General features: G+C 71.3%; 29 protein-coding genes and 1 pseudogene. 12 read left to right on the top strand and 18 right to left on the bottom strand.

Features of this window, described 5'->3' with window-relative positions; translation table 11 throughout:
• Positions 1-159 precede the first annotated feature (159 nt).
• Positions 160-996 (top strand): serine protein kinase RIO, encoded by an 837-nt coding sequence (locus AC1DWP_RS16875; RefSeq protein ID WP_477615644.1) that lies wholly within the window; start codon positions 160-162, stop codon positions 994-996.
• A gap of 52 nt (positions 997-1,048) precedes the next feature.
• Positions 1,049-1,837, top strand: a complete 789-nt coding sequence (locus tag AC1DWP_RS16870) for an alpha/beta fold hydrolase (protein WP_477615643.1) — start codon at positions 1,049-1,051, stop codon at positions 1,835-1,837.
• Here AC1DWP_RS16870 and AC1DWP_RS16865 read toward each other — a convergent pair.
• From AC1DWP_RS16865 to AC1DWP_RS16855, 3 genes are all read right to left on the bottom strand, one after another.
• The gene (locus AC1DWP_RS16865; protein ID WP_477615642.1) at positions 1,831-2,793 is read right to left on the bottom strand and encodes a L,D-transpeptidase family protein; all 963 of its coding nucleotides are present in this window, start codon (positions 2,791-2,793) and stop codon (positions 1,831-1,833) included. The two genes, AC1DWP_RS16870 and AC1DWP_RS16865, sit on opposite strands and share 7 nt — an antisense overlap.
• 176 nt (positions 2,794-2,969) lie before the next feature.
• The gene (locus tag AC1DWP_RS16860; RefSeq protein WP_477615641.1) at positions 2,970-3,872 is read right to left on the bottom strand and encodes an HpcH/HpaI aldolase/citrate lyase family protein; all 903 of its coding nucleotides are present in this window, start codon (positions 3,870-3,872) and stop codon (positions 2,970-2,972) included.
• A gap of 1 nt (position 3,873) precedes the next feature.
• A complete protein-coding gene (locus AC1DWP_RS16855; RefSeq protein ID WP_477615640.1) occupies positions 3,874-4,965 on the bottom strand; it encodes an HpcH/HpaI aldolase/citrate lyase family protein in 1,092 nt (363 codons plus the stop codon).
• 51 nt (positions 4,966-5,016) lie between these two features.
• Here AC1DWP_RS16855 and AC1DWP_RS16850 point away from each other — a divergent pair, with 51 nt between their 5' ends.
• The 4 genes from AC1DWP_RS16850 to AC1DWP_RS16835 are packed head-to-tail and all read left to right on the top strand — an operon-like array spanning position 5,017 to position 8,624.
• Positions 5,017-5,598 carry a hypothetical protein gene (locus tag AC1DWP_RS16850; protein ID WP_477615639.1) on the top strand — a complete coding sequence of 194 codons (582 nt, stop codon included), beginning with the start codon at positions 5,017-5,019 and terminating at the stop codon, positions 5,596-5,598.
• A 22-nt stretch (positions 5,599-5,620) separates the two neighbouring features.
• On the top strand, positions 5,621-6,895 hold the full coding sequence (locus AC1DWP_RS16845; protein WP_477615638.1) for a magnesium transporter MgtE N-terminal domain-containing protein: 1,275 nt from the start codon (positions 5,621-5,623) through the stop codon (positions 6,893-6,895).
• Positions 6,888-7,457 (top strand): DUF1003 domain-containing protein, encoded by a 570-nt coding sequence (locus AC1DWP_RS16840; protein ID WP_477615637.1) that lies wholly within the window; start codon positions 6,888-6,890, stop codon positions 7,455-7,457. The genes AC1DWP_RS16845 and AC1DWP_RS16840 overlap by 8 nt, the downstream gene beginning before the upstream one ends.
• A 9-nt stretch (positions 7,458-7,466) precedes the next feature.
• On the top strand, positions 7,467-8,624 hold the full coding sequence (locus AC1DWP_RS16835) for an Mrp/NBP35 family ATP-binding protein (RefSeq protein ID WP_477615636.1): 1,158 nt from the start codon (positions 7,467-7,469) through the stop codon (positions 8,622-8,624).
• Positions 8,625-8,664: 40 nt separating this feature from the next.
• Here the strand turns inward: AC1DWP_RS16835 and AC1DWP_RS16830 are convergent, their stop codons facing one another.
• Genes AC1DWP_RS16830 through sigE form a run of 4 tightly spaced genes read right to left on the bottom strand, consistent with a single transcriptional unit; the run spans position 8,665 to position 11,889 of the window.
• Positions 8,665-9,015, bottom strand: coding sequence for a twin-arginine translocase TatA/TatE family subunit (locus AC1DWP_RS16830; RefSeq protein WP_477615635.1), 351 nt, complete (start codon positions 9,013-9,015; stop codon positions 8,665-8,667).
• Positions 9,016-9,029: 14 nt separating this feature from the next.
• Positions 9,030-10,589, bottom strand: coding sequence for a S1C family serine protease (locus AC1DWP_RS16825; protein ID WP_477615634.1), 1,560 nt, complete (start codon positions 10,587-10,589; stop codon positions 9,030-9,032).
• On the bottom strand, positions 10,586-11,218 hold the full coding sequence (locus AC1DWP_RS16820) for an anti-sigma factor (protein WP_477615633.1): 633 nt from the start codon (positions 11,216-11,218) through the stop codon (positions 10,586-10,588). The genes AC1DWP_RS16825 and AC1DWP_RS16820 overlap by 4 nt, the downstream gene beginning before the upstream one ends.
• Complete coding sequence (sigE, locus tag AC1DWP_RS16815) at positions 11,215-11,889, bottom strand: RNA polymerase sigma factor SigE (RefSeq protein WP_477615632.1); 675 nt, start codon at positions 11,887-11,889, stop codon at positions 11,215-11,217. The genes AC1DWP_RS16820 and sigE overlap by 4 nt, the downstream gene beginning before the upstream one ends.
• A 149-nt stretch (positions 11,890-12,038) precedes the next feature.
• Here sigE and AC1DWP_RS16810 point away from each other — a divergent pair, with 149 nt between their 5' ends.
• Complete coding sequence (locus AC1DWP_RS16810) at positions 12,039-12,671, top strand: O-methyltransferase (protein ID WP_477615631.1); 633 nt, start codon at positions 12,039-12,041, stop codon at positions 12,669-12,671.
• 3 nt (positions 12,672-12,674) lie between these two features.
• Here AC1DWP_RS16810 and AC1DWP_RS16805 read toward each other — a convergent pair whose 3' ends face one another.
• The 3 genes from AC1DWP_RS16805 to AC1DWP_RS16795 form a co-directional block, all read right to left on the bottom strand.
• Positions 12,675-13,031 (bottom strand): hypothetical protein, encoded by a 357-nt coding sequence (locus AC1DWP_RS16805; protein ID WP_477615630.1) that lies wholly within the window; start codon positions 13,029-13,031, stop codon positions 12,675-12,677.
• Complete coding sequence (locus tag AC1DWP_RS16800) at positions 13,028-14,551, bottom strand: leucyl aminopeptidase family protein (protein ID WP_477615629.1); 1,524 nt, start codon at positions 14,549-14,551, stop codon at positions 13,028-13,030. The genes AC1DWP_RS16805 and AC1DWP_RS16800 overlap by 4 nt, the downstream gene beginning before the upstream one ends.
• 105 nt (positions 14,552-14,656) lie before the next feature.
• The gene (locus AC1DWP_RS16795) at positions 14,657-14,830 is read right to left on the bottom strand and encodes a DUF3117 domain-containing protein (RefSeq protein ID WP_082592686.1); all 174 of its coding nucleotides are present in this window, start codon (positions 14,828-14,830) and stop codon (positions 14,657-14,659) included.
• A gap of 156 nt (positions 14,831-14,986) precedes the next feature.
• On the opposite strand from AC1DWP_RS16795, the gene AC1DWP_RS16790 reads away from it, so the two are divergent.
• Positions 14,987-15,847 carry an enoyl-CoA hydratase/isomerase family protein gene (locus tag AC1DWP_RS16790; protein WP_477615628.1) on the top strand — a complete coding sequence of 287 codons (861 nt, stop codon included), beginning with the start codon at positions 14,987-14,989 and terminating at the stop codon, positions 15,845-15,847.
• Positions 15,848-15,939: 92 nt separating this feature from the next.
• On the opposite strand, the gene AC1DWP_RS16785 is transcribed toward AC1DWP_RS16790, so the two are convergent.
• The 7 genes from AC1DWP_RS16785 to AC1DWP_RS16755 form a co-directional block, all read right to left on the bottom strand.
• Positions 15,940-17,214: a hypothetical protein gene (locus tag AC1DWP_RS16785; RefSeq protein ID WP_477615627.1), complete on the bottom strand. Its 1,275-nt coding sequence runs from the start codon at positions 17,212-17,214 to the stop codon at positions 15,940-15,942.
• On the bottom strand, positions 17,211-18,401 hold the full coding sequence (locus AC1DWP_RS16780) for a hypothetical protein (RefSeq protein WP_477615626.1): 1,191 nt from the start codon (positions 18,399-18,401) through the stop codon (positions 17,211-17,213). Before AC1DWP_RS16780 ends, AC1DWP_RS16785 begins: the two co-directional genes overlap by 4 nt.
• Positions 18,401-18,982: a DNA-3-methyladenine glycosylase I gene (locus AC1DWP_RS16775; protein ID WP_477615625.1), complete on the bottom strand. Its 582-nt coding sequence runs from the start codon at positions 18,980-18,982 to the stop codon at positions 18,401-18,403. The genes AC1DWP_RS16780 and AC1DWP_RS16775 overlap by 1 nt, the downstream gene beginning before the upstream one ends.
• Positions 18,979-19,434, bottom strand: coding sequence for an SRPBCC family protein (locus AC1DWP_RS16770; RefSeq protein ID WP_477615624.1), 456 nt, complete (start codon positions 19,432-19,434; stop codon positions 18,979-18,981). Before AC1DWP_RS16770 ends, AC1DWP_RS16775 begins: the two co-directional genes overlap by 4 nt.
• Positions 19,435-19,437: 3 nt before the next feature.
• Positions 19,438-19,710, bottom strand: coding sequence for a DivIVA domain-containing protein (locus tag AC1DWP_RS16765; RefSeq protein ID WP_477615623.1), 273 nt, complete (start codon positions 19,708-19,710; stop codon positions 19,438-19,440).
• Between the two features lie 37 nt (positions 19,711-19,747).
• A complete protein-coding gene (locus AC1DWP_RS16760) occupies positions 19,748-20,002 on the bottom strand; it encodes a hypothetical protein (RefSeq protein ID WP_477615622.1) in 255 nt (84 codons plus the stop codon).
• Positions 20,003-20,112: 110 nt separating this feature from the next.
• Complete coding sequence (locus AC1DWP_RS16755; RefSeq protein WP_477615755.1) at positions 20,113-20,901, bottom strand: LOG family protein; 789 nt, start codon at positions 20,899-20,901, stop codon at positions 20,113-20,115.
• A gap of 132 nt (positions 20,902-21,033) precedes the next feature.
• Here AC1DWP_RS16755 and AC1DWP_RS16750 point away from each other — a divergent pair, with 132 nt between their 5' ends.
• The gene (locus AC1DWP_RS16750) at positions 21,034-22,386 is read left to right on the top strand and encodes a serine hydrolase domain-containing protein (RefSeq protein WP_477615621.1); all 1,353 of its coding nucleotides are present in this window, start codon (positions 21,034-21,036) and stop codon (positions 22,384-22,386) included.
• 60 nt (positions 22,387-22,446) lie between these two features.
• Here AC1DWP_RS16750 and dapE read toward each other — a convergent pair whose 3' ends face one another.
• On the bottom strand, positions 22,447-23,535 hold the full coding sequence (gene dapE, locus AC1DWP_RS16745) for a succinyl-diaminopimelate desuccinylase (protein WP_477615620.1): 1,089 nt from the start codon (positions 23,533-23,535) through the stop codon (positions 22,447-22,449).
• Between the two features lie 115 nt (positions 23,536-23,650).
• Between dapE and dapD the strand changes: the two genes are divergently transcribed.
• The 3 genes and pseudogenes from dapD to AC1DWP_RS16730 form a co-directional block, all read left to right on the top strand.
• Positions 23,651-24,583 carry a 2,3,4,5-tetrahydropyridine-2,6-dicarboxylate N-succinyltransferase gene (dapD, locus tag AC1DWP_RS16740; protein ID WP_477615619.1) on the top strand — a complete coding sequence of 311 codons (933 nt, stop codon included), beginning with the start codon at positions 23,651-23,653 and terminating at the stop codon, positions 24,581-24,583.
• Positions 24,570-25,457, top strand: a complete 888-nt coding sequence (locus AC1DWP_RS16735; RefSeq protein WP_477615618.1) for a hypothetical protein — start codon at positions 24,570-24,572, stop codon at positions 25,455-25,457. Before dapD ends, AC1DWP_RS16735 begins: the two co-directional genes overlap by 14 nt.
• A gap of 161 nt (positions 25,458-25,618) precedes the next feature.
• A pseudogene (locus AC1DWP_RS16730) lies at positions 25,619-25,744 on the top strand (IS481 family transposase); the annotation flags it as partial.

Raw genomic sequence — 25,744 nt, 5'->3', positions numbered from 1 at the left:
GGTGGCGGGAGGGGCGCCGCGTCTGTCACGCTCTCCGGGTATGCCGCGCGGCACGGAGCCGCGCGCACGACTCCCTCAGCGGGGATTGGAGGCACGAGATGTCCACGACGGTCCTGGGCGCATCCCGTGCCCTTTCCCTTCTTTGTCTGGAGTCCACCCATGCAGTTCCAGGAGCACATCTCCTTTTCGTTTGACAGCCTTCCCGACGCACCCCCCGAGGGTGATCGCTGGTCGAGCTGGGACGGTGCCACGCACGGTCCGCAACCCCGGCCCGACTGGGTCATCACCGCACTCGGCGCCGTCGAGTCCGACCTCGGCGTCCTCAAGACGGGCAAGGAGGCCGACGTCCACATCGTCCGGCGCTGGATGCCGGACGGCACCACCACGCCTGCCGTCGACTCGTTCCTCGCCGCCAAGCGCTACCGCACCGGTGAGCACCGGATGTTCCACCGGGACGCCGGCTACCACGAGGGCCGCAGGGTCCGTCGCAGCCGCGAGATGCGAGCGATGGCTCGTCGCACGGAGTTCGGCAAGGAGCTGCTGTCAGGGCAGTGGGCGGTCGCGGAGTTCGAGGCCCTGGGCACGCTGTGGGGCATGGGGCTACCCGTGCCCTACCCCGTCCAGCTGAGCGACCGCGAGATGCTCATGGAGTTCATCGGCAGCGACGGCGAGGCCGCCCCCCGGCTCTCCCAGACCCGGCCCGAGCCGGGGCTGCTCGCCGACCTGTTCGAGCAGCTTCGGACCTCGATGGTCGTCCTGGCGCGGCGCGGATGGACCCACGGTGACCTGTCGCCCTACAACGTCCTGCTCCACGGCGAGCGCCTCGTCATCATCGACTGGCCGCAGATCGTCGACATCATCGGCAACCCGCGCGGATTCGAGTTCCTCGAGCGTGACGTCGCGAACATGTGCCGGTGGTTCGTCGCCAAGGGTCTCGAGGTCGACGAGGGCGAGCTGCTCGGCGACCTCGTCGCGGAGGCGACGTCGCGCTGGTAGCCGGCAACGCGGCATACCGAGGTCTGGCCGTTCTCGCCCCTAGGGTGAAGTCATGGCCACGATCACCCGCCGCACCCTCCTCGGCGGGGTGGCCGGTGCGGCTGCCCTGGGTGTCGCGGGGTGTGGCCCGTCCGCGGTCGAGGTCCGCTCCGGGTCGCTGACGAGCAAACACTGGCCCGGCCGCGACATCACGTGGCGGATCGCCCAGCAGACCGAGGGTGCCGCCGACCAGAGGCCGGTCGTGGTCGTGCTGCACGGCAAGGGCGGCGACGCGAGCCACGCGTTCCGGATCATGAACCTCCAGGACCACGTGATCTCCACGCGCCTGACGCTCGCCTCCGTCGACGGCGGCGACTACTACTGGCACGCGCGCCGCGCGGGCGTCGACACCGGGGCCATGGTGGTCGAGGACTTCCTGCCTCTCGTCCAGCGCGAGACGGGGTATGCCGGGAAGGTCGCCTTCCTCGGCTGGTCGATGGGTGGCTACGGGTCGCTGCTGCTTGCCAGCCAGCTGGGCCCGAAGCGGGTCGCCGCCGTCGTCGCGGAGAGCGCCGCGCTGTGGACCGCCCCGGGGCTCAGTGCCGCGGGCGCCTTCGACGACGCGGAGGACTTCGAGGCCCACGACGTCTTCGACCCCAGCCGCACCCAGGTCCTGCGCCAGATCCCGGTGCGGCTCGACTGCGGCCGCTCAGACCCGTTCGTGCCGGGCAACAAGGAGTTCGCGACGGCACTCCCCTCGGCAAAGCTGACCCTCGACGAGGGCGGACACACGGCTGACTACTGGAAGAGCCATGGCGGTGCCCAGCTGCGCTGGGTCCGCGACCAGTTCGACCGTCAGTAGACGGTGACGGAGCTGCCGAGCGGCATCAGGTTGGTGGCCCAGATCATGTCCATCGCGGGGTTGCTCACCCGCGCGCACCCGTGCGAGGCCGGGTAGCCGGGCACGTTGCCCGCCCCGTGGACGGCCATACCGCCGTTGAAGTACCGCGGACGCCACAGGTCACCGAGCGGACCCTTGTCGAGGTGGTTGACCGCCCGGTACGTGCTGTAGCTGCCGGCCGGCGTGGTGGCGACCCGGGTCGTGCCCTGGCTGGTGTACGGCTGACCGCTGCCGGTGCTGGTGTTGAGGATCAGGGTGACCCTGCCGCCCCGCACGACGAGCAGCAGCTGGCGGGCCTTGTCGATCTCGATGCCGGTGCCACCGGTGCGGGACTGCGGGCGGACGCCGTTCTGGAGGGCGCGCCGCGTCGAGGGACCGAAGACTCCGTCGCGGCCGAGGCCGGCCGCCTTCTGCAGGGCCATCACGGCCTGGGAGGTGAGGCCGCCGTAGGACCCGTCGGCCGAGCCGTTCCAGTAGCCGAGGGCCGACAGCTGCTGCTGGACCTGCTTGACGTACGGACCCGAGTCGCCCGCGTGGAGGGTGTCACCCGCCGTGGGGATCGGCCTCGGGGTCGGCTTGGGCGAGGGCTTGGGGGTCGGCTTGGGCGAGGGCTTGGGGGTCGGCTTGGGCGCGGGTGTGGTGGTCGACGGCGCCGGGCTCGTGGACGTGACCGTGTCGCTGGGCGCTGGGTCCACGACAGGGGACGAGGGGTCCGGCACGGGGGTCGTGCCCTGCGCAGCCGACGGCGTCGCCGAGGTGTTCTGCCCGAACGTGATCCCGCCACAGGCGCTCAACGCGAGCACCCCGGCCAGCACGGATGCTGCCAGAGCGGTGCGGGCTCCCACGTCCTTGCGATCCATCGACTCCCCTTCCCTGGCCGGCAGACCGCTGTCCGCTGGCAACGCCTTGTCAGTCATGGTGACGCACGCGAGGGCGATCCGGTTGTCCCCCGCGCCGAATCGTGACCGTCGAAACCGTGGGCGGCACATGGCGCGGTCGCCCTCCCCCGAGGACGACCGCACTCACCTAGACGCCGCCGAGAGCGCAAAGGTTGCCTCGGCCCGCCCACCTTTTGTCCCGCCGGTCGAGCGGCTCAGGTCTGGTCGGCCAGCGCCGCGATGGCCTTGTCGATGGCCAGCACCCGCTGGGCCGTCTCGACGTGCAGGCTCTCGATCAGCCGGCCGCCGAGTGTCGCGACCCCACGTCCCTCCGCCTGCGCCGACTCGAACGCCGCGATCACCGCGCGCGCGTCCTCCACGGCTGCGGGGCTCGGCGCGAACGCCGCGTTGCACGGGTCGACCTGGCCGGGGTGGATGAGGGTCTTGCCGTCGAACCCCATCTCACGTCCCTGCCCTGCCTCCGCGAGGAAGCCGTCGGCGTCCTTGACGTCGTTGTAGACCCCGTCGAGCACGGCGACACCGGCAGCCCGCGCGGCGAGCAGGACCAGCTGCAGGCTGACCGAGATGGCCGCGCGCCCCGGGGCGAACGAGGCCCCCAGCTCCTTGTAGAGGTCGTTGGTGCCGAGGACCAGGCAGGCGAGGCGGTCTGACGCCCGGGCGATCTCCTCCGCGTGCAGCACAGCCGCGGGCGTCTCGACCATCGCCCACAAGCGGGTGCGCTCGGGAGCCCCAGCCGCTTCCATGGCCGCCACCAGGGCGCGCACCTCGTCGGCCGAGCCGACCTTGGGGACGACGATCCCGTCCGGACCCGCCGCACACGCGGCGCCCAGGTCGGCGTCGTGCCACCGCGTGCCGAGGCCGTTGACGCGGATCGTCAGCTCTCGGCGGCCGTACTCGCCCGACCGCACCGCGGCGCAGGCGTTCTCGCGCGCCTGCTCCTTGGCGTCCGGCGCCACCGCATCCTCGAGGTCGAGGATCAGGGCATCGACCGGGAGGGTCTTCGCCTTCTCCAGGGCCCGCTCGTTGGACGAGGGCATGTAGAGGACCGAACGACGCGGCCGGTATGCCGGGGCGCCGGCTTCGCGTGTCGTCGCCACGTCAGGCACCGGCACCTTCGCCGGGAGCCGGCTCAGCGGCATACAGGGCGGCGAGCTGCGGGTCGGTGGCCGCGAGGCGCTCGGCGAGCTCGAGCATCACCTGGCACTGCTTGAGCGACGCGTCGTCCTCCATCTTGCCGTCGAGCATCACGGCGCCCGTGCCGTCGCCCATCGCCTCGACGACCCGGCGCGCGTGCGCGACGTCCTCGGCCGAGGGGCTGAAGACCCGCTTGGCGATCTCGATCTGCACCGGGTGCAGCGACCACGTGCCCACGCAGCCGAGGAGGAACGCGTTGCGGAACTGGTCCTCGCAGGCGACGACGTCCTGGATGTCACCGAACGGGCCGTAGTACGGGAAGATCCCGTGCATCGCGCAGGCGTCGACCATCCGCGCGATCGTGTAGTGCCACAGGTCCTGCTGGTAGGTGGCGCGGGGCGCGTTGACCGCGTCGTCGACACCCGCCGGGGGGTCCTGGCGAACGAGGTACCCGGGGTGGCCCCCACCGACCCGGGTGGTCTTCATGCGGCGGTCCGCGGCGAGGTCGGCCGGACCGAGCGACAGCCCCTGCATGCGAGGACTCGCGCCGGCGATGGCCTCGACGTTGGCCACGCCGCGCGCCGTCTCGAGGATGGCGTGCACGAGGATCGGCCGCTGCAGTCCAGCGCGCGCCTCGAGCTGGGCGAGCAGCCGGTCGACGTAGTGGATGTCCTCCGGCCCCTGCACCTTGGGGACCATGATGACGTCGAGCTTGTCGCCGATCTCGGTGACGAGCGTGGTGAGGTCGTCGAGCACCCACGGGCTGTCGAGGGAGTTGACCCGGGTCCACAGCTGGGTCGCGTCGCCGAAGTCGGTGGCCTTGGCGATGGCCACCAGACCGGCGCGGGCCGCCTCCTTCTTGTCCGCCTTGACGGCGTCCTCGAGGTTGCCCAGCAGCACGTCGACCGTGCCGACCATCGCCGGGACCTTGGCGGCCATCTTGTCGTTGCTCGGGTCGAAGAAGTGGATCACTCGTGAGGGGCGGGAGGGCACCTGGGTGAGGGGCGCCGGAGCACCCACCGCGAGAGGGGCGAAGAAGTCCTTGGGGCTGCGCACGCGGCGACGCTAGCAGCGACAGTCACGTGGCGGTTATGACACAGTTCACGTGTGACCGAGCCCGCGCGAGAGCCCGCTGCCGACGCTCCCGCAGCCCCGGCGCCGCTGAACGTCACGGCGCTGTTCGCCGAAGCCGCCACCAAGTCCGGGCTGATGTGGGTTCAGCCACCGGACGACCGCGCGTGGCCGTTCTGGCACGCCTGGGCGGACGAGACCGTGTATGCCGTGTCGGGCCCGGGCGAGCAGACCCTGCCCTGGCTGCCCGAGCAGGTCCGGCTGATCCTGCGCAGCAAGGACACCGGCGGTCGGTTGCTGACCGTGCAGGCGACGGTCCACGAGATCGGGCCCGCCGACGAGCGCTGGGCCTCGGCCACCGAGGCCCTCAAGGCAGGACGCCTCAACACCCGCAACGACGGTCCGACCGACGACGTCGTCGACCGGTGGGCCCGCGAGTGCACCGTGCGTGCCCTGCAGCCGTTCGGCGCCCCCCTCGAGGCACCCGGTTCGTACCCCACGACCTCGGGTGCGGCGCCGGTGCCGCCGAGCGAGGCGACGACGGCGACCTGGCGTCCTTGGCACTGGCGCGGACGACCGCGCCGACGGCGCGGCAACCGCCTCCCCGACGACGGCTGATCGGACGGATAACCTTGGCCGCGTGAGCACTCCGTCGCGCGTCTTCGTCGGCCGCCTGACCAGCCTGAGCGTGTTCGACCCGCTCGGTGACCAGGTCGGGCGCGTTCGCGACGTCGTCGTGACGTTCGGGGCCTCCCGTCGCCGCCCCCGCATCATCGGTCTGGTGGTCGAGGTGCCGGGCAGGCGTCGCGTCTTCGTGCCGATGACCCGGGTCACCTCGGTCGACGGTGGCCAGGTCATCACCACCGGTCTGGTCAACATGCGTCGCTTCGAGCAGCGCACCAACGAGGTGCTCGTGATGGCCGAGATCCTCGAGCGGCCGGTCACGGTCAACGACCCCGAGGGTGCCTATGAGGCCACCGTCGAGGACGTCGCGATCGAACAGGAGCGAAGCCGCGACTGGGCCATGTCCAAGGTCTACGTGCGCCAAGGTGCCGCCCGCGGCTCGCTCGGCGCGTTCCGGCGTCGCCGCGGCGCCACGGTGCTCGTCCCCGTCGAGGACGTCACCGGCATACACCAGTCCACGGCCGGACAGTCGGCGGCGATGCTGCTCGAGACCTATGACGACCTGAAGTCCGCCGACCTCGCCGACGTCATCCACGACCTGTCGCCCAAGCGTCGCGCGGAGGTGGCCGAGGCGATGGCCGACGACAAGCTCGCGGACGTCCTCGAGGAGCTGCCCGAGGACGACCAGGTCGAGATCCTCGAGACGCTGCCCGTGGGACGCGCCGCCGACGTCCTCGAGGCGATGGAGCCCGACGACGCCACCGACCTGCTCCACAACCTCACGGCGGAGAAGCAGGAGGAGCTGCTCCAGCTCATGGAGCCCGACGAGGCCGCCGACCTGCGCCGGCTGCTGACCTACGACGAGGAGTCCGCGGGCGGCATGATGACGACCGAGCCGGTCATCCTCGGCCCAGAGGCCTCGATCGCCGAGGCCCTGGCCGTCGTGCGTCGCGTCGAGCTGTCTCCCGCGCTGGCCTCGACCGTCTACGTCTGCCGGACGCCGCACGAGACACCCACCGGCAAGTACCTCGGCATGGTGCACATCCAGCGGCTGCTGCGCGAACCGCCGCACGGCGCGGTGGGCAGCATCCTCGACAAGGAGATCGAACCGCTGCGGGCCGATGCTCCGCTCGGCAAGGTCACCCGCATGCTGGCGACCTACAACCTGGTCGGCGTCCCGGTGGTCGACAGCGACGGCCGGCTCATCGGCGCCGTCACGGTCGACGACGTGCTCGACCACATCCTTCCCGACGACTGGCGCGAGGAACGCCACGAGGTGACCCATGGCTGAGCGCGACCGGAGGATGGCCTCCAGCCGGCTGGACCAGCCCCGCGAGACCCGCCGGGCGCTGCTGCCGCGACCCGCCATGAACCAGGAGACGTTCGGGCGGTGGAGCGAGCAGTTCGCTCGATTCATGGGCACCGCCCAGTTCCTGCTCGCGATGACGGTCTTCGTCGCCTTCTGGCTGACCTGGAACCTCGTCTCGCCCAAGGACTGGCGCTTCGACAACTACCCGTTCATCTTCCTCACGCTGATGCTCAGCCTCCAGGCCTCGTATGCCGCGCCGCTGATCCTGCTCGCGCAGAACCGTCAGGCCGACCGCGACCGCGTCGCCCTGGAGCAGGACCGTGCCCGCGACGAGCGCAACCTCGCCGACACCGAGTACCTCACCCGCGAGGTGGCGTCGCTGCGGCACGCCATGGGCGACGCCGCCACCCGCGACTTCCTCCGGTCCGAGCTGCGGGGCCTGCTCGAGGAGCTCGAGGACCGTGGGCTGGAGGTCCGGCGACGTGAGCCAGATGACAGCGTGAGCGGACCCACCGGTTCTTCGAAGGACCAGGGCGCGACCTAGCATGGGGGCATGTCCCCCAGCCCGACCGACGCTCCCGCCACGGTGACCGACGACGCCCTGCACCAGGCGCTCACGACCGTCATCGACCCGGAGATCCGCAAGCCGGTCACCGAGCTCGGCATGGTCGAGAGCGTGACGGTCGACGAGACCGGCCGCGTGGCCGTGACCATCCTGCTCACCGTCTCGGGCTGCCCCATGAAGGACACCCTCACCAAGGACACCACCGCCGCCCTGGCCAAGGTGCCCGGCGTGACCGCCGTCGACGTCACCCTCGGGGTGATGAGCGACGAGCAGCGCGTTGCCCTGCGCACCCAGCTGCGTGGCGGCAACGCCGAGCGCGAGATCCCCTTCGCCAAGCCCGGTTCGCTGACCCGCGTGTATGCCGTGGCGTCCGGCAAGGGCGGCGTCGGCAAGTCCTCGATCACCGTGAACCTCGCCGCGTCCCTCGCGCAGAGCGGGCTGCGGGTCGGTGTCGTCGATGCCGACGTCTACGGCTTCTCGGTGCCGCGCATGCTCGGGGTCGAGCACCGGCCGACCCAGGTCGACGACATGATCCTGCCGCCCATCGCCCACGAGGTGAAGGTCATCTCGATCGGCATGTTCGTGCCGGGGAACCAGCCGGTCGTCTGGCGCGGACCGATGCTGCACCGCGCGCTCCAGCAGTTCCTGGGCGACGTCTTCTGGGGCGACCTCGACGTGCTGCTGCTCGACCTGCCTCCGGGCACGGGCGACATCGCGATCTCCGTCGCCCAGCTGATCCCCAACGCCGAGATCCTCGTCGTGACCACCCCGCAGCAGGCCGCCGCAGAGGTCGCCGAACGTGCGGGATCCATTGCGTTGCAGACACATCAGCGCATTGTCGGCGTGATCGAGAACATGTCGTGGCTCGAGCTGCCCGACGGTTCGCGCCAGGAGATCTTCGGGTCCGGTGGCGGCAAAGTCGTCGCCGAGTCGCTCACCCGGGCCGTCGGCGCCGAGGTGCCGTTGCTGGGTCAGATCCCCCTCGACACCAACCTGCGTGAATGCTCCGACCAGGGCACCCCGGTCGTGCTCCGCGACCCCGAGTCGCCGGCCGCCGTCTCGCTGCGGGCCATCGCCCGGGGTCTGGGCACCCGGTCGCGCGGACTCGCCGGTCGATCCCTCGGCCTGTCCCCCGTCGGTCGCTAGCTCCCGCTCCTGACCCCTACCCGGGTCTGGCCTCGCCGGTCTAGGTGGCGTCGTCGTCGAACGGCGTCGGCCTGGCAGCGTCGTGGCCGCCCGTGCTCGTCGAGTAGGTCGGACCGTCCCCGTCGGGCTGGACCGGCGTCGGGTCGAGCAGGGCCTCGCGGACGATCCGGCGTGGGTCGTACTGCCTCGGGTCGTACTGCCGCCAGTCGATGTCGTCGAACTCCGGTCCCATCTGCTCGCGCAGCTGGCCCTTGGCGCCCTCGGCCAGGGCGCGGGCCTGACGGACGAGCTGCGCCAGCTTCGACGCGTACTCAGGCAGTCGCTCGGGTCCGAGGATCACCACGGCCAGCACGATCAGCGCGATGAACTCCCAGCCGTTGACGCCCGCCATGCCAGCCCCTGCCGCTACTTGCCCGAGCCGGACAACGTGAGTGTGACGCTGATCGTCTCACTCCCGCGGCGGACCTTCATCGAGACCGCGTCGCCGACGCTCTTGGCGCGGATCGCCACGACGAGGTCGTCGGGGTCGGTCACCCGCCGACCGTCGAACTCGATGATGACGTCCCCTGCCTTGATCCCCGCCTTGCCTGCCGGGCCGTTGGGGTCGACCGGCGGGCCGCTGCTGGTGCTCGGCTTGGCCAGGATGCGCACGCCGTCACCGGTGAACTCGCGGTCGAGCACGACCCCGATCACCGGGTGCTGGGCCGAGCCGGTCTTGATGAGCTGTTCGGCCGTCTTGAGGACCTGGTCGCTCGGGATCGAGAAGCCGACACCGATGTTGCCCGACTGGGTGTCGGTGGTTCCGGGGATCCGCGCGATGGCCGAGTTCACGCCGATCACCTGACCGGCCATGTTGAGGAGCGGCCCACCGCTGTTGCCGGGGTTGATCGCCGCGTCGGTCTGGATGGCGTTGATGTACGACTGCTGGTTGCCGTCACCGCCGGGGCTCACCGGGCGGTTGAGGGCGCTGACGATGCCGCTGGTGACGCTGGACTCGAGACCGAGCGGCGCACCCACGGCGATGACCTGGTCCCCCACGACGACGTCCTTCGACGAGCCGATGACCAGCGGAACGAGGTCGGTGCGGTTGGTCTTGAGCACCGCCAGGTCGTAGGACGCGTCCCGGCCGGCGATCGTGGCAGCGATCTCGGTGCCGTTGGACAGCTCGACCTTGATCGTGCCCCCGCCGGCCGCGCTGGCGACGACGTGGTTGTTGGTGATGATGTGGCCGTCCCGGTCGAGCACGAACCCCGAGCCGGTGCCGCCGCCGTCGGCGCCGTCGACCTTGATGGTCACGACACTGGGCAGTGCCTTGGCCGCGATGTTGGCGATGGAGCCTTCGGGGCGTGACGTGGCACCGGCGCCGGCGCGTGGGATGGACGAGGGTGTGCGGTCGAGCGAACCGAAGTCGACCCGTCCTGTCGCCCCGAGCCAGCCGCCGAACAGGCCACCGAGCCCCGCCGCGACCAGCGCCGCCACCGCAGCCACCGCGACCAGGGCGCCCCACCCGGGGCCCTTCTGCTGGGGGGCCGTGGCCTCCGGGAGGTGGTGGCCGACCCACGGTGCCGGCTGGCCGGCATACCCCGCATCGGCCGTGGGGGCGGTGATGGGGTCCCAGCCCGCGCCCGTCGGGGCCTGCGTGACCGGATCGCTCGAGGGGTGTGCCGGGGGTCCGGCGGGTGCCTGGTGTGCGGAGGCCTCGCTCGGCCAGCCGGTCGGTTCAGCGGCCCAGACCGCGTCGACGGGTGGCGGCTCGGACGGTGCACTGCCCGACGCGGGCAGCCCGGTGGCCCCGTGGAGCTCCTGGGTGTGCGACAGGTCGACCGGCTGGGTGCTGTCAGCAGCGGTTCGCCCCGGGGGCGCCCAGGGGTCCCAGGCGGAATCGGCCAGGGGGTCGGGAGCGGACTGGCCGGGGTCGGCCGAGACTGGCTGGTCGGCGCCCGCCGGGTCTCGCTCGTCACTCATGGAGACGATTGTGCCGAACGACCGCGACCGGTGCCCACGGCGGGTGCCACGGACGTCGCAGACGGGGTGCCGCCGAGCCCGGGAACGGTGAACGAGGCAGTGGCGAAACCCGGGGTCGCCGGCCTGGCGCGCTGCACCGCCGGAGAGACCGGCTGCGTGGTCGGGGCCAGGCCACCGGTCACCACGAGGCTCAGGGCCGCCGCGGCCGTGGCTCCGGCCGCCAGTCCGGCGTAGACGGTCGCCCGGCCGGCCGAGCGGTGCTGCGCCGGGGCCCCACGGTCGACGACCCGCACGGGCGCGGCCGGGATGGGCGGGAGCAACGGGCCAGGCGTGACAGGCGAACCGTCAGGGGCGCGACCCGGGGTCTGGGTGCCCAGGGCGAGCAACATGCCGCGCAGGTCTCCGGGCACGGCGGCACCGAGCGAGGACCGCAGGGCCATCAGCACGCGCCGCTCCTCGTCGACAGCTCCGCGGCAGCACTGGCACGCGACCACGTGACGGTCCCACCGCAGCAGGGTCGCCTCGTCCATGGCGCGGTCGGCGTAGGCCGTCAGCTGGTCGCCGAGACACCGGCCGCGTCCCCCCGCGAGGGCCGCACCCGGCATACCTGCCCACAGCGGGCGGTTCATCGCGATCCGTGCACCGCCCGGCCGAGCACCGGCAGGCGGCGCTTGGCGACGGGCGCGCGGTCGGCGTCCACTGCGGGGCGGGCGAGGGTGGGGTCGCGGTGGGCGAGGGCTTCCCGGAGCTGGGCCCGGCCGCGGTGGATGCGCGAGCGCACGGTGCCGAGCTTGACGCCGAGCGTGGCGGCGATCTCCTCGTAGGACAGTCCCTCGATGTCACACAGCACGACAGCGGCCCGGAAGTCCGGCGACAGGGCGTCGAGCGCTCGCTGCACGTCGTCGTCGAAGTGGGTCGCCTCGAACGTCGCCTCGGGCCCCGCCTCACGGGTGGGCAGGCGCGCGGCGGACTCGTCGGAGAGGGCGTCGAAGCGGATCCGCTGCTTGCGGCGCATCTTGTCCAGGAAGACGTTGGTCGTGATGCGGTGCAGCCAGCCCTCGAACGTGCCGGGCTGGTAGCTGTGCAGCGACCGGAAGACGCGGATGAACACGTCGTGGGTCAGGTCTTCGGCGTCGTGCGGGTTGCCGGTGAGGCGGTAGGCCAGCCGGTAGACGCGCGCGGAGTGCTGCTCGACGATCTCCTCCCACGTCGGGGGCACCCACGCGGTCGCCTCCTGGGTGCCCGGGACGTCCCCCTGGGCATCCTGTCGGGCCGAACCGATCGTGTCGGTCGCGGTCACGTCCCTCACCTCCGTCGGGCGCCTGGCGGCGCGCACACCCTGCATTCGGTCCAGACGACCGAACGGCTTGCATCGTTCCCCAACAACCTGAGCGTTTCCTGTATGCCGCGTGCCCGGTTCGTCGTGCTTGCGGCAGTAGGGTTTGCCGCATGAGCGCACAGAAGCCGGCCAGCTGGGCCTACGCCGAGGAGTTCGTCACCGAGAACGAGGTGATCGAGTCTGCGCGGCGCCGCGGCGAGGAGCTGGGTGCCGTGCCGGTCGGCAACGGTGCGGGGGTGCTGCTGCGACTGCTGGCGGCCGCGGTGAAGGCGAAGTCGGTCGTCGAGGTGGGCACCGGTGCCGGCACCTCGGGACTGTGGCTGCTCCAGGGCATGCCCGAAGACGGCATCCTCACGACGATCGACGTGGAGGCCGAGCACCAGGGCGTGGCCAAGAAGGCCTACGCCGAGGCGGGCATCGCCCACCAGCGCACCCGCGTCATCACCGGCCGGGCGCTCGACGTGCTGCCCCGGATGACCGACGGCGCCTACGACATGGTCGTGATCGACGGCGACAAGGTGGAGTACCCGGAGTACGTCAGCCACGGGATTCGTCTCCTGCGCTCCGGCGGCGTGCTCGTGCTCGACAACATGCTGTGGCACGACAAGGTGGCCGACCCGGCTGCACGCGACCAGCAGACGTCGGTGCTGCGCGACCTGGGCAAGGCCCTGCGCGACGACGACCGGTTGATCCCCGCCCTGCTGCCGGTCGGTGACGGCGTCCTGGCGGCCGTCAAGCGCTGACGGTCAGGCGGTGCCCGGACCAGGGCCGCGACGAAACCGACCTGGGCCCTCGACGATCGCCACGACCTCGAACGGCTCGATGAGGGTCGGGGCGGACCCGATGATCCCGCTGCCCGCGGACTCGGCCGCGGTCGCGGTGAACTCACGCTGGAAGTCGTCGCGGTAGACCTTCTCGTCGAAGACGTAGGTGCCCTCGAACCACTTGCCCTCGACCATCCGCCAGGTCTTGAAGGCGAGCCCGTCGAGGAACATGAACCTCGCCATCGACGTGCCCACGACGTAGTCACGCAGCTCCTGGGCGACGCCGTCCGGTGCGGTCTCCAGGGACCATCGCACGCTCAGGCCGTATCCCGCGTTCATGACATCTCCTCCAGCCAGGTGAGCAGCAGGCGGGCACCGAAGCCCGTCCCGCCCTTGGTGAGGAGTCCGCGGTCGACGTCGGAACGACCCACCCCGGCGATGTCGAGATGTGCCCAGCGTCGCGCACCCACGAACTCGCGCAGGAACAATGCTGCCGAGATCGAGCCGCCGCCGCCTCCGATGCCCGCGATGTGGTTGATGTCGGCCACGTCGCTGTCCAGGCTCGGCCGGTAGTCCTCGACGAGTGGCATGGGCCAGAGCAGCTCCCCGGTCGCCTCGCCGGCCCCGACGAGGGCGCGGGTGAGGGAATCCTCGGTCGCATAGACCGGAGCCATCGACCGACCCAGCGCCACGCGGGCAGCGCCCGTCAGGGTCGCGATGTCGAGGAGCACCGTGGGGTCGAGGCGCAGGTCGGCATAGGCCAGCGCGTCGGCCATCACGATCCGCCCCTCGGCGTCGGTGTTCCCGATCTCGACCGTACGTCCGCCGTACTGCGTGACGACGTCCGAGGGACGGTATGCCGCGCCGCCGACGCCGTTCTCGGCGAGCGCCAGCAGGCCGGTCACCTTCACCGGTACGGCCAGCTCGCGACAGGCCGCGAGCACGGCGAGGACGACCGCCGCACCACTCATGTCCGTCTTCATGGCGAGCATGCCCTCGGCAGGCTTGATGTCGAGCCCACCGGTGTCGAAGGTGATTCCCTTGCCCACCAGGACGACTCGCGGCGTCCTGGCCGTCGCGCCCTGCGGTGCGTAGTCGAGCTGGACCAGTCGGGGAGGCGACGCGGAGGCGGCGCCGACGGCCAGGAGACCGCCGAACCCCTCGGCGCGCAGCTCCCTCTCGGACCACACGATCACGTCTAGCCCGGCGCGACCTGCGATGGTCCTCGCCTGGGCGGCGAGCCAGGCGGGGTTCTTGATGTTGGACGGAACCACCGCCAGGTTCCGAGCCAGCATCGTGGCTCGGGCGCGCACGACCGAGTGCCGGACCGAGGGCTCGTCATAGGAGCCGACCAGCGCGATCTCCCCCGCCGGACCGGTCGCCGGCTCGGCGTCGTCGCCCACCCATCGCGGGCTGGAGTAGCCACCGAGCGCGAGTCCCTCGGCCAAGGCCGACTGCGCGCCTCGGGCGGCGCCGCTGCCGAGAGTGGTCACGAGCGAGGCGTGCCCCTTGGCAGCCCGCCCCAGGGCGGCACCGGCCGTCCGCAGGTCGGACGGGCTCGCGTCAGCGACTCCCACCAGGAGCACGGTCCGGGCCGGTCGCTCCCCCGGGACCAGGGGGATCCGTGTCACCGAGCCGGCACCCTCCTTGGGTTCGTGGGCTGCCACGACGTCGGCGGCGTCGAGGCCGACCAACGCCAGGGCTGCCGCGCCGGCGCCCGTCGGCGGCAGACCACCCCTGGGAACCGGGAGCGCCAGCAGCAGGTCGCTGGCGTCGAGGTCCGCGAGGACGTCGGTGAGGGGCTCGGCAGAGATGGTCCAGGCGCTCGAAGCGGGATCGAGCAGTTCGGGTGCACGCACGGACCCGACCCTACCCACCTGTGGTTCGGCCGCGGCATACCCCTGGACTCGCGAGGACCCCCGTCGGACACTGCCGACGGGGGTCCTCGAAACGTGCGGTGAAGGCTACTTGAGGCCCTCGCAGTTGGTGATCGCGTCGCCGAGCGCGCGAACCTCGTCGGGGGTCATCTCGACGACGAGCCGGCCGCCACCCTCGAGCGGCATGCGCAGCACGATGCCCCGACCTTCCTTGGTCACCTCGAGCGGGCCGTCGCCGGTCCTCGGCTTCATTGCCGCCATGAGTGTCCCTTCCGTTTGGCGTGGTCTGCTGCTGGCCACGCGGATCCACGCCAGTGCTTGTGATCATCCCCGCGCGCGCCAGATTTGCTCCATTATCCCGTGAACCCGCTCACAGGCGAAATCCGGGTCGGACGACGGTCCGGCAGGATGGCGCCCATGACCGACACCTCCGACACCGTGGGCACCACGCCCGCCACCAGCGACAACGCCGCCGACCCGACTGTCCCGCAGCAGTCCCCCGTCGTCGTCGAGAGGGAAGGCGCGGTGGCCACGGTACGGCTCAACCGCCCCGAGGCGATGAACTCGCTCGACATCGCCACCAAGGAAGCGCTCGTCACAGCGCTGACCGACGTCGCGCAGGACCCGACGGTGCGGTGCGTGGTGCTGACCGGCAGCGGTCGCGCGTTCTGTGTGGGGCAGGACCTGCGCGAGCACGTCACCTTCCTGCAGCGCGACGACCCGGCGCTGTGGGACACCGTCGCCAAGCACTACAACCCCATCGTCGAGCTCCTCGCCACCATGGACAAGCCGGTCATCGCGGCGGTCAACGGGGTGGCCGCCGGAGCAGGTGCCGGGTTCGCGCTCGCAGCGGACTTCAGGGTGCTCGTGGACACCGCCGGCTTCAACCTCGCCTTCGCCGGCATCGCACTGTCCTGCGACTCGGGAACCTCCTGGACGCTTCAGCGGATCGTGGGTCCGGCCAAGGCCAAGGAGCTCCTCTTGCTGCCCCGCACCGTGCCGGCCGACGAGTGCCTGGCCCTGGGCCTGGTCACCAGGGTCGTCACGGCCGAGGAGCTCGAGGCGACGGTGCGCGAGCTGGCGACAACCCTGGCCGCCGGACCGACCCTGGCCTACGGGTCCATCCGGCGGGCCGTCGCGTTCAGCGCAGGGCACGGACTCACCGAGTCCCTCGCCCAGGAGGGCGAGTACATGACGCTCACCGGCGGGACCGCGGACCACCGCGCTGCGGTCGCGGCGTTCCTCGCCAAGGAGAAGCCGGTCTTCATCGGCGAGTGAGCATTCGCCCGACCGAGCACAGGTTCCTCGCTGACGGACACGTTGCAACCTGTCCCTCAGCGAGCAACCTTTGCTAGCAAAGGTTGCTCGGGTCAGGGTGGGGTGGACGCCCAGGGCGTGTAGGTCAGCAGCGTGCAGGTGAACCAGAAGAGCCCGACGAGCAGGACCACGCCGACGACGCCCACCCGGCGGCGCCAGTGCGTCACGATCTTGGCGCCGGTCGACGTGCGCATCGCCACTGAGGCGACCACCGCGGCGATCGGGAAGTCCAGCAGCAGGAAGCGCCACATGCTCGTGATCGGTCTCACCACGGCGAGCAGGTAGAGCGGGTAGGCCAGCGCCCACACCCGCAGCTCGACCGCCAGCCAGCGACCGTGCCGACCCACGATGAGGGCGATGTAGGTCGCCACGAGGGAGACCAGGATCGTCACGCCGACGATCCCGTGTCCCTCCCACGCCCAGGAGAGCCACAGCACGAAGGGACCGGACTCGGGCTTTTGCCCCCAGGCCGCCTGCACGTCGAAGAACGCCATCGGCAGCCCGCTGATGAAGCCCACGACGACCGGCCAGGCGAGGGAGGAGATGCCGGTCGCCACCAGCATCAGGACCGCCGAGATGCGGTGGCCCCGTAGTGGCACCACTCCGGCCACCCTGTCCTCACGCCACCGCAGCACCAGGTGGGCGATCGCAGCACACGCGATCGCGGGAGCCGCGGCGCGGGTGAACCCGAGTGCGAGCGTCAGCACCGCCACCCAGGCGTAGCGACGTTGCATGAGCAGCAGGAGCGACCCGGCGATCAGCACACCCGCCAGCGCCTCGGTGTAGGGCATCACGAGGATGCCGGTCGCGGGATAGAGGCACCACAGGACGCCGGTGACCAGCGCGAGTCGTTCGCGAGCCGGCTGCGGGGACGCGTGCATGGCGTAGTTGAAGCACCGCCACACCAACAGGGTGCACCCCGCACCGAGCACGAGGTTGAGTCCGACACCCGCCACCTCGAACGGCAGGCCGATGGCCATCAGTCCACGCACCATCATGGGGAAGGCGGGGTAGAACGCCCAGGCGCTGTAGGTGAGCAGCCCGCTGTCAGGGTCCGCAGGCAACGGGACCGGGTAGCCCTGCGTGGCGACGCGCCGGTACCAGATGCTGTCCCAGCCGCCGAGGATGTCGCCCACGGTCGGGTCGAGGTGACCGACCCCCGCCGGCGTCTGGAACCACGTCGCCGCCACCCACATGGCGAGGAACGCGAGCGCCCTCGTCACGGCATACACGAGCAGCAGGAAAACCACTGGACGGCGCAGCGCCCACCGCCCCACTGCGCTGCGGCCCTGAGACGTCACGACGGCCCGCAGGCCGGTCACGGTCACGGCGGGTAGTCCGAGGGCGGCACGAACACGAGCAGCTTCCAGATCCACAGGGCCTGCCCGACGATGCCGAGCGCGACGAGGACGGCGGTTCGAGTCCACAACCACCTCGCCGAGCGCTCCACCCAGCCCCCACCGAGGATCACCGCCGCGAGCGGGAAGAGGGGAAGGACGTAGCGGAAGATGCTCGTGAAGGGGTCGAGCACGACGGCGAGGTATGCCGGGTAGGCCAGCGACCAGGCGCGCAGCTCCGGGCCCAGCCGGGTCGCCCAGGGACCGCAGGTGAGCACGACGATGGTGGTGGCGAGCGCCGCGAGGGCGACCGGTCCGTAGACAGCGCCGCCGTCGAAGTCGCGAAACACCCACTGCGACATGCCCAGCCAGGGCTTGAGCGGCGCGATCTCCCCCCCGGCCCGCCAGGCGGCCATCGTGTCGGTGTACGCGCTGCGCGACCCCGTGACCCGCCACGCGATGAGGGGCCAGGCCACGGCGCCGACGCCGGAGGCGACCAGCGCGAAGGTTCCCGCGGCGTACTCGGCGCGGTCGATCGGGTCGGCGGCCCGACCGCGCCACCGCAGCCAGAGCATCGCCGCGACCACGACGGCCACGGGCACGGCAATCGGTCTGGTCACGCCGAACAGCAGTGCAAGGGTTCCCACGGCGAGCCAGTTCCGCCGCATCAACGCCCACAACAGGGCGCACAGGAGGACCATCGCGAGGGACTCCGTGTAGGCGAGCTGCAGGGCGACCGCCGCCGGGAGGGCACCCCAGACGACGACCGTCGCGAGCGCCACCCGGTCGCCGACCCGCTCGGCGAGGAGCCGGGCCATGATGACGGCCGCGCCCAGACCGCACACGAGGGACAGGGACGACGCCACGACAGGGAAACCGAGCCCGGTGGCGGACATGAGCAACCGGGACAGCAGGGGGAACAAGGGGAAGAAGCCCCAGGCGTTCTGGGTGACGCGGCCGGTCGACGCGTCGACGGGCAGCACGTGCGGATAGCCGTGCTCGGCGATGTAGCGGTACCAGCTGCCGTCCCACAGCACCGTCATGTCCATGGGTTCGACGGTCGGGCCGGTCCAGTCCGGCATGACGACCTGGTCGTGGCTCGCGAGCACGAGCAGCACGGCCGAGACGGCACGCAGCGCCAGGTAGGTCAGCACCACCCTCGCCGTGAGGGTGCGCATCACTGGTGTCCGCCCGCCCGGTGGCAGCCGACGAGGTGGTCGTCCACCAGCCCACAGGCCTGCATCGCGGCATACATCGTGGTGGGGCCGACGAAGACGAACCCGGCCTTCTTCAACGCCTTGGCGAGGGCCACCGACTCGGGCGAGGTGGCCCGCAGCTGCTCGGTGGTGGCCGGCGGGGTGTGGTGGGCCGGGGCGTGCGACCAGATGAGCTGATCCAGCCCGCCGAGGTCGCGCAGGGCCAGCACCGCGCCGGCGTTGTGGATGGCGGCGTTGACCTTCAGGCGGTTGCGGACGATTCCCGCATCGGCCATCAGGCGGGCGCGGTCGTCCTCGCCGAAAGCCGCCACGACCTCGGGGTCGAAGCCGGCGAAGGCCGACCGGAACCCCTCGCGCTTGCGCAGGATGGTGATCCAGGCGAGCCCGGACTGGAAGGCCTCCAGGGTGAGCCGTTCGTAGAGCGCCTGCTCCCCGTGGACCGGCACTCCCCACTCGGTGTCGTGGTAGGCGAGGTAGTCGGGCGTCGAGCCGGCCCACGCACACCGGGCCAGTCCGTCCTCGCCCACGACCAGACCGCTCACCGATGACGCTCTTCGGCCCGCGCGACCATGGCGTCCACGGCCCGCCCGTAGAGCCAGTCGCTGGCCCTGCGCAACAGGGGCGTGAAGACGCGCTTGAACGGCAGCGGCCGCACGACGACGTCCTCACGCCAGTCCAGACGGGTGCCCTCGCCCGCCGGTTCAACGCAGATCTCGGCCCAGCCGCCCAGCAACCATCCCGTCTTGACGACCCGGAAGCGGCCGACTCCCCCGGCGTCCGGAGGCTCCCACACGGTCACCAGCATCGAGTCCGAGAACCCGACTCTGCCGATCCCGCTGAACCCCGCGAAACCCCAGCCCGGCCGCGGACCGCCCGCGTCCACCCGCATGCGGGTGAGCGGCATCCAGTCCCCGTATGCCGCGAAGTCGCTCAGGACGTCCCACACCGTGGTGGGCGGCGCGGCACAGTGCCGGGTGAGGTGGAGGTCGGCCATGGGTCAGCGGCGGGGATCGCTGCCGGCCTCGAGCTCCGCGATCCTGGTCTGCAGCCGGTCGAGCACGGCGTCCACCTGGTCCATGCGATAGCCGCGCAGCGCAGTGTCGAAACGAACAGCCGAGATCTCTCCGGAGCCGAACTCCTCGGAGAGGATCGGATCCGCCTGGGTCGTCGTCGCCTCGGCCAGGGGGTCGTAGCCCACCCGTCCCAGGACGAGAGCGGCGAACGCGCCGATGACCAGCACGCCGACGGCGATGAAGAAGACCCAGATCACGGGGCGATCGTCGCACGAACTCCTGACGACGACCTAGTCAGCCCGCCGTGCTGAGGTCACGGACCTCGTCGGGGGCTCCGTCGGACCGCGCGATCGCCGTGCGCGTGAGCATCTCGACGAACTGCGGGACGTCTTCGGGCGTCAGTCGGAGCGTGGCGCGACACACCGTGTCCTGCCAGATCGACAGCACCACGCGGCCGGACTCGGGGTGACCTGAGATGCGCAGGGTGCGCCCGGCGACGTCTCGACCGACGATGACGTCGCCATGTCGCGGCAGCGGCGAGATGGTCACGCCTCCATCATCGGCGGCGGCAACCGTCCCGTCCACCCTCCGTCCACGACCGCCTCCCTCCCAGCGCGGGTCGGGCCGGGCCGGGCCGTGGGACTCGTGGAGGTGGAGGGCTACTCCGGGCGCTTGGGCGCGACCGGCTCCTCCGCCTCCGTGACGAGGCGGACGGCTTCGTCCACGTCGTCGGTCAGGTGCAGCAGGTCGACGTCCTTGGCACTCACTGTGCCGGCGTCCAGGACGGTGCTGCGCAGCCAGTCGAACAGGCCACCCCAGTACTCGGTGCCCATCAGCACGATCGGGAACGACGTGACCTTCTGGGTCTGGACCAGGGTGACTGCCTCGAACAGCTCGTCCAGCGTCCCGAACCCACCCGGCAGCACGATGAACCCCTGCGCGTACTTGACGAACATCGTCTTGCGGGCGAAGAAGTACCGGAAGTTCACACCGAGGTTGACGTACTCGTTGAGACCCTGCTCGAACGGCAGCTCGATGCCCAGGCCCACCGAGGCACCGCCGGCGTCGCGGGCACCCTTGTTGGCCGCCTCCATGGCGCCGGGGCCACCGCCGGTGATCACGGCATACCCCTCCTCGACGAGGCGACGACCCACGTGGGCGCCCATCTCGTAGAAGGGGGTGCCGGGCTTGGTGCGGGCCGACCCGAAGACGCTCACGGCGGGGCCGAGCTCCGCGAGGGCGCCGAAGCCCTCGACGAACTCACTCTGGATCCTCATCACCCGCCACGGGTCCGTGTGGACCCACTCACTCGACCCACCGCTGTCGAGCAGGCGCTGGTCGGTGGTCGACGCCGGGACGCGCGAACCCCGCAACGTGACCGGGCCCGTGTGGTAGTCGAACCCGGGGTACTCGTGGTCGCGCTCGGTGGCGCCTGCGGTCTGCGTCAGGTCGTCGGGCGTCTGGTCGTCAGGCGTCTGGTCGTCGGGCGTCTGCTCGTCGGGCTGCTCGCTCACGGGGGCCAACCTACGCGAGGACGGCTGGTCGGCGAGCGGCGACCGGACCCTCGCTAGGGTCGACGGGTGGACACCACTGTGCAGGACGCCACCCGTCGCCAGCTGCGAAACCTGGCGCTGGACCGCCAGCGGACAGGTCGCGTGCCGGGCCTAGCCGCCGCCGTGGTCCGTCGCGGGGAGCCGGTCTGGACCGACGGCATCGGCACCGTCGACGTCGCCTCGCCGCGCGTCCCCGGCCCCGACGACCAGTTCCTGATCGCCTCGAACACCAAGAGCTTCACCGCTGTCCTGGTGATGGCCCTGCGCGACGAGGGGCGCCTCGACCTCGACGACACCCTCGACCAGCACCTGCCCGGCGTGACGCAGCGGGCCACGGTGCGACAAGCCCTCTCCCATGCGACCGGTCTGGCGCGCGAGCCGCTCGGTGACATCTGGGAGACCTTGGAGCAGCCCGACGCCGCCACGCTGATGAGCGACTTCAACGCGATCGAGCGCGTCGGCCGGCCCCACGACCACTGGCACTACTCCAACATCGTGTATGCCGTGCTGGGCCAGCTCGTGGAGCACCTCGAGGGCCGCTCGTGGGAGGAGTCACTGCGCGCCCGCATCCTCGAGCCGCTGGAGATGACCCGCACGAGCGTCGGCTTCGACGGCGGGCCACGGGCGACGGGCTACCACGTGCAGCCGTTCCACGACGTGCCTCGGGTGGAGCCGGTGCTCGACCTTCGGGCGATGGGGCCGTGCGGGGCACTGGCCAGCACGGTCACCGACCTCGCCCGGTGGTCCGGCTTCGTGGCCGCCCCGGATGCGGCCATCCTGTCCCCCGACACGCTCGAGGAGATGTGCCAGCCGCAGCTGCTCGTCGACCCCGAGGGGTGGGGTGGCGCGATGGGCCTGGGCTTCTTCCTGATGCGCTCGACCACCCGACGCACCTGGGTCGGGCACACGGGCGGGATGCCGGGTCAGGTGTCCGGCGTCTTCACCCACCGCGAGAGCGGCACCGGAGGCATCGTCCTGATGAACAGCTCCTCGTCGCCCGACCCGGCGGCCTTCGCGATCGGCCTGGGCGACCACGTCCTCGAGAACGACCCTGCGGAGGAGGAGCCCTGGCATGCGGGCACGTCCGTCCCGGAAGACCTCGCACCCCTGCTGGGCCGGTGGTTCTCAGAGGGTTCGGGGTACACCTTCTCGGTGCGCGAAGGGCGGCTCGAGGCACGCGCCGACTCGGCTCCGGCCGACCGCGCGCCATCGGTCTTCGAGCGGCTCGACGAGAGCACCTTCCGCACCGTGTCGGGTCGCGAGCGCGGCGAACAGCTGCGGGTCACCCGCGCCTCCGATGGCACCGTGCTCAAGATGAACTGGGCGACCTACCTCGTCACCCGGGCGCCGCTGGGCTTCGGGGAGTCGCTGGAGGGATGACCGCGCGGGTCTGCGGCGCGCCTCGCGGCCGGGGCCGCCTCGCGGCCGCGCCTCAGGCGCTCACGCGAGCCAGCGCAGCAGGGCGGCCTCCGCGGACTCGAGCTGGCTGACGGGGCAGCGCTCCTCATCGTGGTGGGCCAGGTTCGGGTCGCCCGGGCCGAAGTTCACTGCCGGCACACCCATGGCGGAGAACCGCGCGACATCGGTCCAGCCCTGCTTGGCCACGACGTCGACACCCAGGGCCTCGACGAACGCCTTGGCCGCCGGCAGGTGCAGGCCGGGCCGGGCGCCGGGGGCGTTGTCCTTCACCTCGACGACGTAGCCGCTGAACAGCTGGTGCACGACGGCGAGCGCGTCCTCGGGCGACTTGTCGGGGGCGTAGCGGTAGTTGACCGTGACGACGCACCGGTCGGGGATGACGTTGCCGGCGATGCCACCCGTGATGCCCACGGCGTTCATGGCTTCGCGGTACTCCAGGCCGTCGACCACCACGGTCTCGGGCTGGTAGGTCGCGAGGCGGGTCAGGACCTCGCCCGCGTCGTGGATGGCGTTGTGGCCGTTCCAGGGTCGGGCGGAGTGGGCGGCGATGCCCTTGGTGACGACCTCTGCGCGCAGCGTTCCCTTGCACCCGCCCTCGACGATCGAGCCGGTCGGCTCGAGGAGCACCGCGAAGTCGGCGTCCGCGATGAGGTCCGGACGCTGCCTGTCGATGTGGAGCAAGCCGTTGAACTCGCTGTCGATCTCCTCGCCCTCGTAGAACACGAACGTCAGGTCGCGGCTCGGCTCGGCCACGAGGGCCGCCTTGAGCTGGACGGCGACCCCACCCTTCATGTCGACGGTGCCGCGGCCCCAGAGGTCGTCACCCTGCCGGTGGGTCGGCAGGTTGGCGGGGTCCTGGGTCAACGGCACCGTGTCGATGTGGCCGGCGAGGACGACCCGCTCGTCGCGACCGAGGTCGGTCCGGGCCACCAAGGTGTTCCCGATCCGGGTCACCGTGAGGTGGGCCAGCGGGGCGAGGGCCGCCTCGATCGCATCGCAGATCGCGGCCTCGTCCCGCGAGACCGACTCGATGTCACACAGTGCCGCCGTGAGGGTGACGATGTCCGCCGACAGGTCGAGTGCGATGGTGTCGACAGGTGAGTTCGCCATGCCAGAACCCTATCCACCGCCACTTCTTCGGAAGATCCGCCAGGTCCCTGGCACGGCGCATCTTCCGAAGACCCATGGGTCTGGGCGACACCACCCCGTCTCGTAGGCTGGTCCCATGAGCAGCGAACGCACCGCATGGGGTTTCGGCCTGGCGACAATCCACGACGACGGTGCGGTCCTCGACGCGTGGTACCCGCAGCCCACCCTCGGTGCCCGACCCGCCGGGAGCCACGCCCCGGCCGAGCTCGAGGCACTGGTCGGCAAGGACGACGTGCGGCACGTTCGCCGCGAGGTCGTCGCGACCGAGATCGACCTCGACGCCGCCCCGGCCGACCCGGCCGACGCATACCTGCGCCTGCACCTGCTCTCCCACACCCTGGTGCAGCCCAACACGATCAACCTCGACGGCTTGTTCGGCGTCCTGGTCAACGTCGTCTGGACGACCCAGGGACCGTGCTCGGTGGACGGTTTCGAGCTGACTCGTGCGGGCCTGCGCGCCCGTGGTCCGGTGCAGGTGCTGGGCGTCGACAAGTTCCCGCGGATGACCGACTACGTCGTGCCCGCCGGAGTCCGGATCGGGGACGCCGACCGCGTACGCCTCGGCGCGCACCTCGCATCGGGCACGACCGTCATGCACGAGGGCTTCGTCAACTTCAACGCCGGCACGCTCGGCCACTCCATGGTCGAGGGTCGGATCAGCCAGGGCGTCGTCGTCGGCGACGGCTCCGACATCGGCGGTGGCGCCTCCACGATGGGCACCCTGTCCGGCGGCGGCACCGAGCGGGTCAGCATCGGCGAGCGCTGCCTGCTCGGCGCCGAGTCGGGCCTGGGCATCGCCCTCGGCGACGACTGCGTCATCGAGGCCGGTCTCTACCTCACCGCCGGCACCAAGGTGACGTTGACCGACGGCCGGGTGGTCAAGGCCCGGGAGCTGTCGGGCCAGTCCAACCTGCTGTTCATCCGCAACTCCGTGACCGGCACCGTCGAGGCCCGTGCCCGCGACGGTCACGGCATCGTCCTGAACTCGGCCCTGCATGCCAACGACTAGGCGCGGCGGGGTCGTGCTCTCGGAGCAGCGGCCACCGTCGCGCAAGCGCCGGCTCGCCACCCGACTGGTCGTGCTGGTCCTGGCGGGCGGAGTCGTCGGGGCCGGCATCGTCGGCGCTCGGGGTGTGATCAGCAACTTCGGTGGGCCCCGCTGCCAGGCGACCGCCTCGGGGACGAGCGTCGACTTCGACCCCAGCCAGACGGCATACGCAGCCACGATCGAGGCGGTCGCGGAGAAGCGCGGCCTCCCCGCGAGAGCCGCCACGATCGCGATCGCGACAGCGATCCAGGAGTCCAAGCTGCGCAACCTCAAGTACGGCGACCGCGACTCCGTGGGGCTGTTCCAGCAGCGGCCGAGCCAGGGCTGGGGCACCGTCGACCAGATCCTCGACCCCGTCTACGCGACCAACAAGTTCTACGACGCGCTCGTGAAGATCGACGGCTACGAGGGCATGCGGATCACCGAGATCGCGCAGAAGGTGCAGAAGAGCGCCTACCCCGAGGCCTATGCCGACCACGAGCAGGAGGGGCGGCTGCTCGCCTCCACGCTGAGCGGCCACTCCCCCGAAGGCCTCGGCTGCCGGCTCAACGACGCGACCACCGGCGACCCGGCAGCCCTCAAGGCGGCCCTCAAGACCGAGCTCGGCGTGACCTCCGCCGTCAGCGGCCGGACCCTCACCGTGACAGCCGGCTCCGAGCGCGCCGCCTGGAGTGCCGGGGCGTATGCCGTGGCGACGGCCTCGCTGCACGGCGCCACGTCCGTGCGCGTCGGGTCGCGGGAGTGGACGCGGACGCGCGACTCCTCCGGCTGGGAGTGGCACGACGCCAAGGCCGGCGGCAAGGCCAGCACCGTCACCATCACCTTCGCCTCCTGACGCACCCCTCGCCCTGCCCTGCGAGCAACCTTTGCTAGCTGTACTGACCCGAGACGTTGGTTGAGTGGGTGTGATCCGCTGATCTGATCAGTGGCGCGGGGAGGGCCTCCCGCGGTGGAGTGGAACTGCCTAGGTATCCGCTCACAAAACAGGAGGCCCTCGTGTCCCACGCTAACGCTGCCCTGACCCCTCGTGTCCGGCTCAAGGTCGCCAAGTTGGTGGTCGACCGCCACGTCCCGATCAGCGAGGTCGCGGCCCGGTTCCAATGCTCATGGCCAACGGTCACA

The organism is Pedococcus sp. P2_F6 (genome assembly GCF_056403675.1).
This window is presented reverse-complemented; position numbering and strand designations above follow the sequence as displayed.

Bases quoted from the DNA above. Each gene is read 5' to 3' on its own strand.
- AC1DWP_RS16875 (WP_477615644.1), top strand. From the start codon at position 160: ATGCAGTTCCAGGAGCACATCTCCTTTTCGTTTGACAGCCTTCCCGAC.
- AC1DWP_RS16870 (WP_477615643.1), top strand. From the start codon at position 1,049: ATGGCCACGATCACCCGCCGCACCCTCCTCGGCGGGGTGGCCGGTGCG.
- AC1DWP_RS16865 (WP_477615642.1), bottom strand. From the start codon at position 2,793: ATGACTGACAAGGCGTTGCCAGCGGACAGCGGTCTGCCGGCCAGGGAA.
- AC1DWP_RS16840 (WP_477615637.1), top strand. From the start codon at position 6,888: ATGGCTGAGCGCGACCGGAGGATGGCCTCCAGCCGGCTGGACCAGCCC.
- AC1DWP_RS16835 (WP_477615636.1), top strand. From the start codon at position 7,467: ATGTCCCCCAGCCCGACCGACGCTCCCGCCACGGTGACCGACGACGCC.
- AC1DWP_RS16830 (WP_477615635.1), bottom strand. From the start codon at position 9,015: ATGGCGGGCGTCAACGGCTGGGAGTTCATCGCGCTGATCGTGCTGGCC.
- AC1DWP_RS16825 (WP_477615634.1), bottom strand. From the start codon at position 10,589: ATGAGTGACGAGCGAGACCCGGCGGGCGCCGACCAGCCAGTCTCGGCC.
- AC1DWP_RS16820 (WP_477615633.1), bottom strand. From the start codon at position 11,218: ATGAACCGCCCGCTGTGGGCAGGTATGCCGGGTGCGGCCCTCGCGGGG.
- AC1DWP_RS16810 (WP_477615631.1), top strand. From the start codon at position 12,039: ATGAGCGCACAGAAGCCGGCCAGCTGGGCCTACGCCGAGGAGTTCGTC.
- AC1DWP_RS16805 (WP_477615630.1), bottom strand. From the start codon at position 13,031: ATGAACGCGGGATACGGCCTGAGCGTGCGATGGTCCCTGGAGACCGCA.
- AC1DWP_RS16795 (WP_082592686.1), bottom strand. From the start codon at position 14,830: ATGGCGGCAATGAAGCCGAGGACCGGCGACGGCCCGCTCGAGGTGACC.
- AC1DWP_RS16790 (WP_477615628.1), top strand. From the start codon at position 14,987: ATGACCGACACCTCCGACACCGTGGGCACCACGCCCGCCACCAGCGAC.
- AC1DWP_RS16780 (WP_477615626.1), bottom strand. From the start codon at position 18,401: ATGCGCACCCTCACGGCGAGGGTGGTGCTGACCTACCTGGCGCTGCGT.
- AC1DWP_RS16770 (WP_477615624.1), bottom strand. From the start codon at position 19,434: ATGGCCGACCTCCACCTCACCCGGCACTGTGCCGCGCCGCCCACCACG.
- dapE (WP_477615620.1), bottom strand. From the start codon at position 23,535: ATGGCGAACTCACCTGTCGACACCATCGCACTCGACCTGTCGGCGGAC.
- dapD (WP_477615619.1), top strand. From the start codon at position 23,651: ATGAGCAGCGAACGCACCGCATGGGGTTTCGGCCTGGCGACAATCCAC.
- AC1DWP_RS16735 (WP_477615618.1), top strand. From the start codon at position 24,570: ATGCCAACGACTAGGCGCGGCGGGGTCGTGCTCTCGGAGCAGCGGCCA.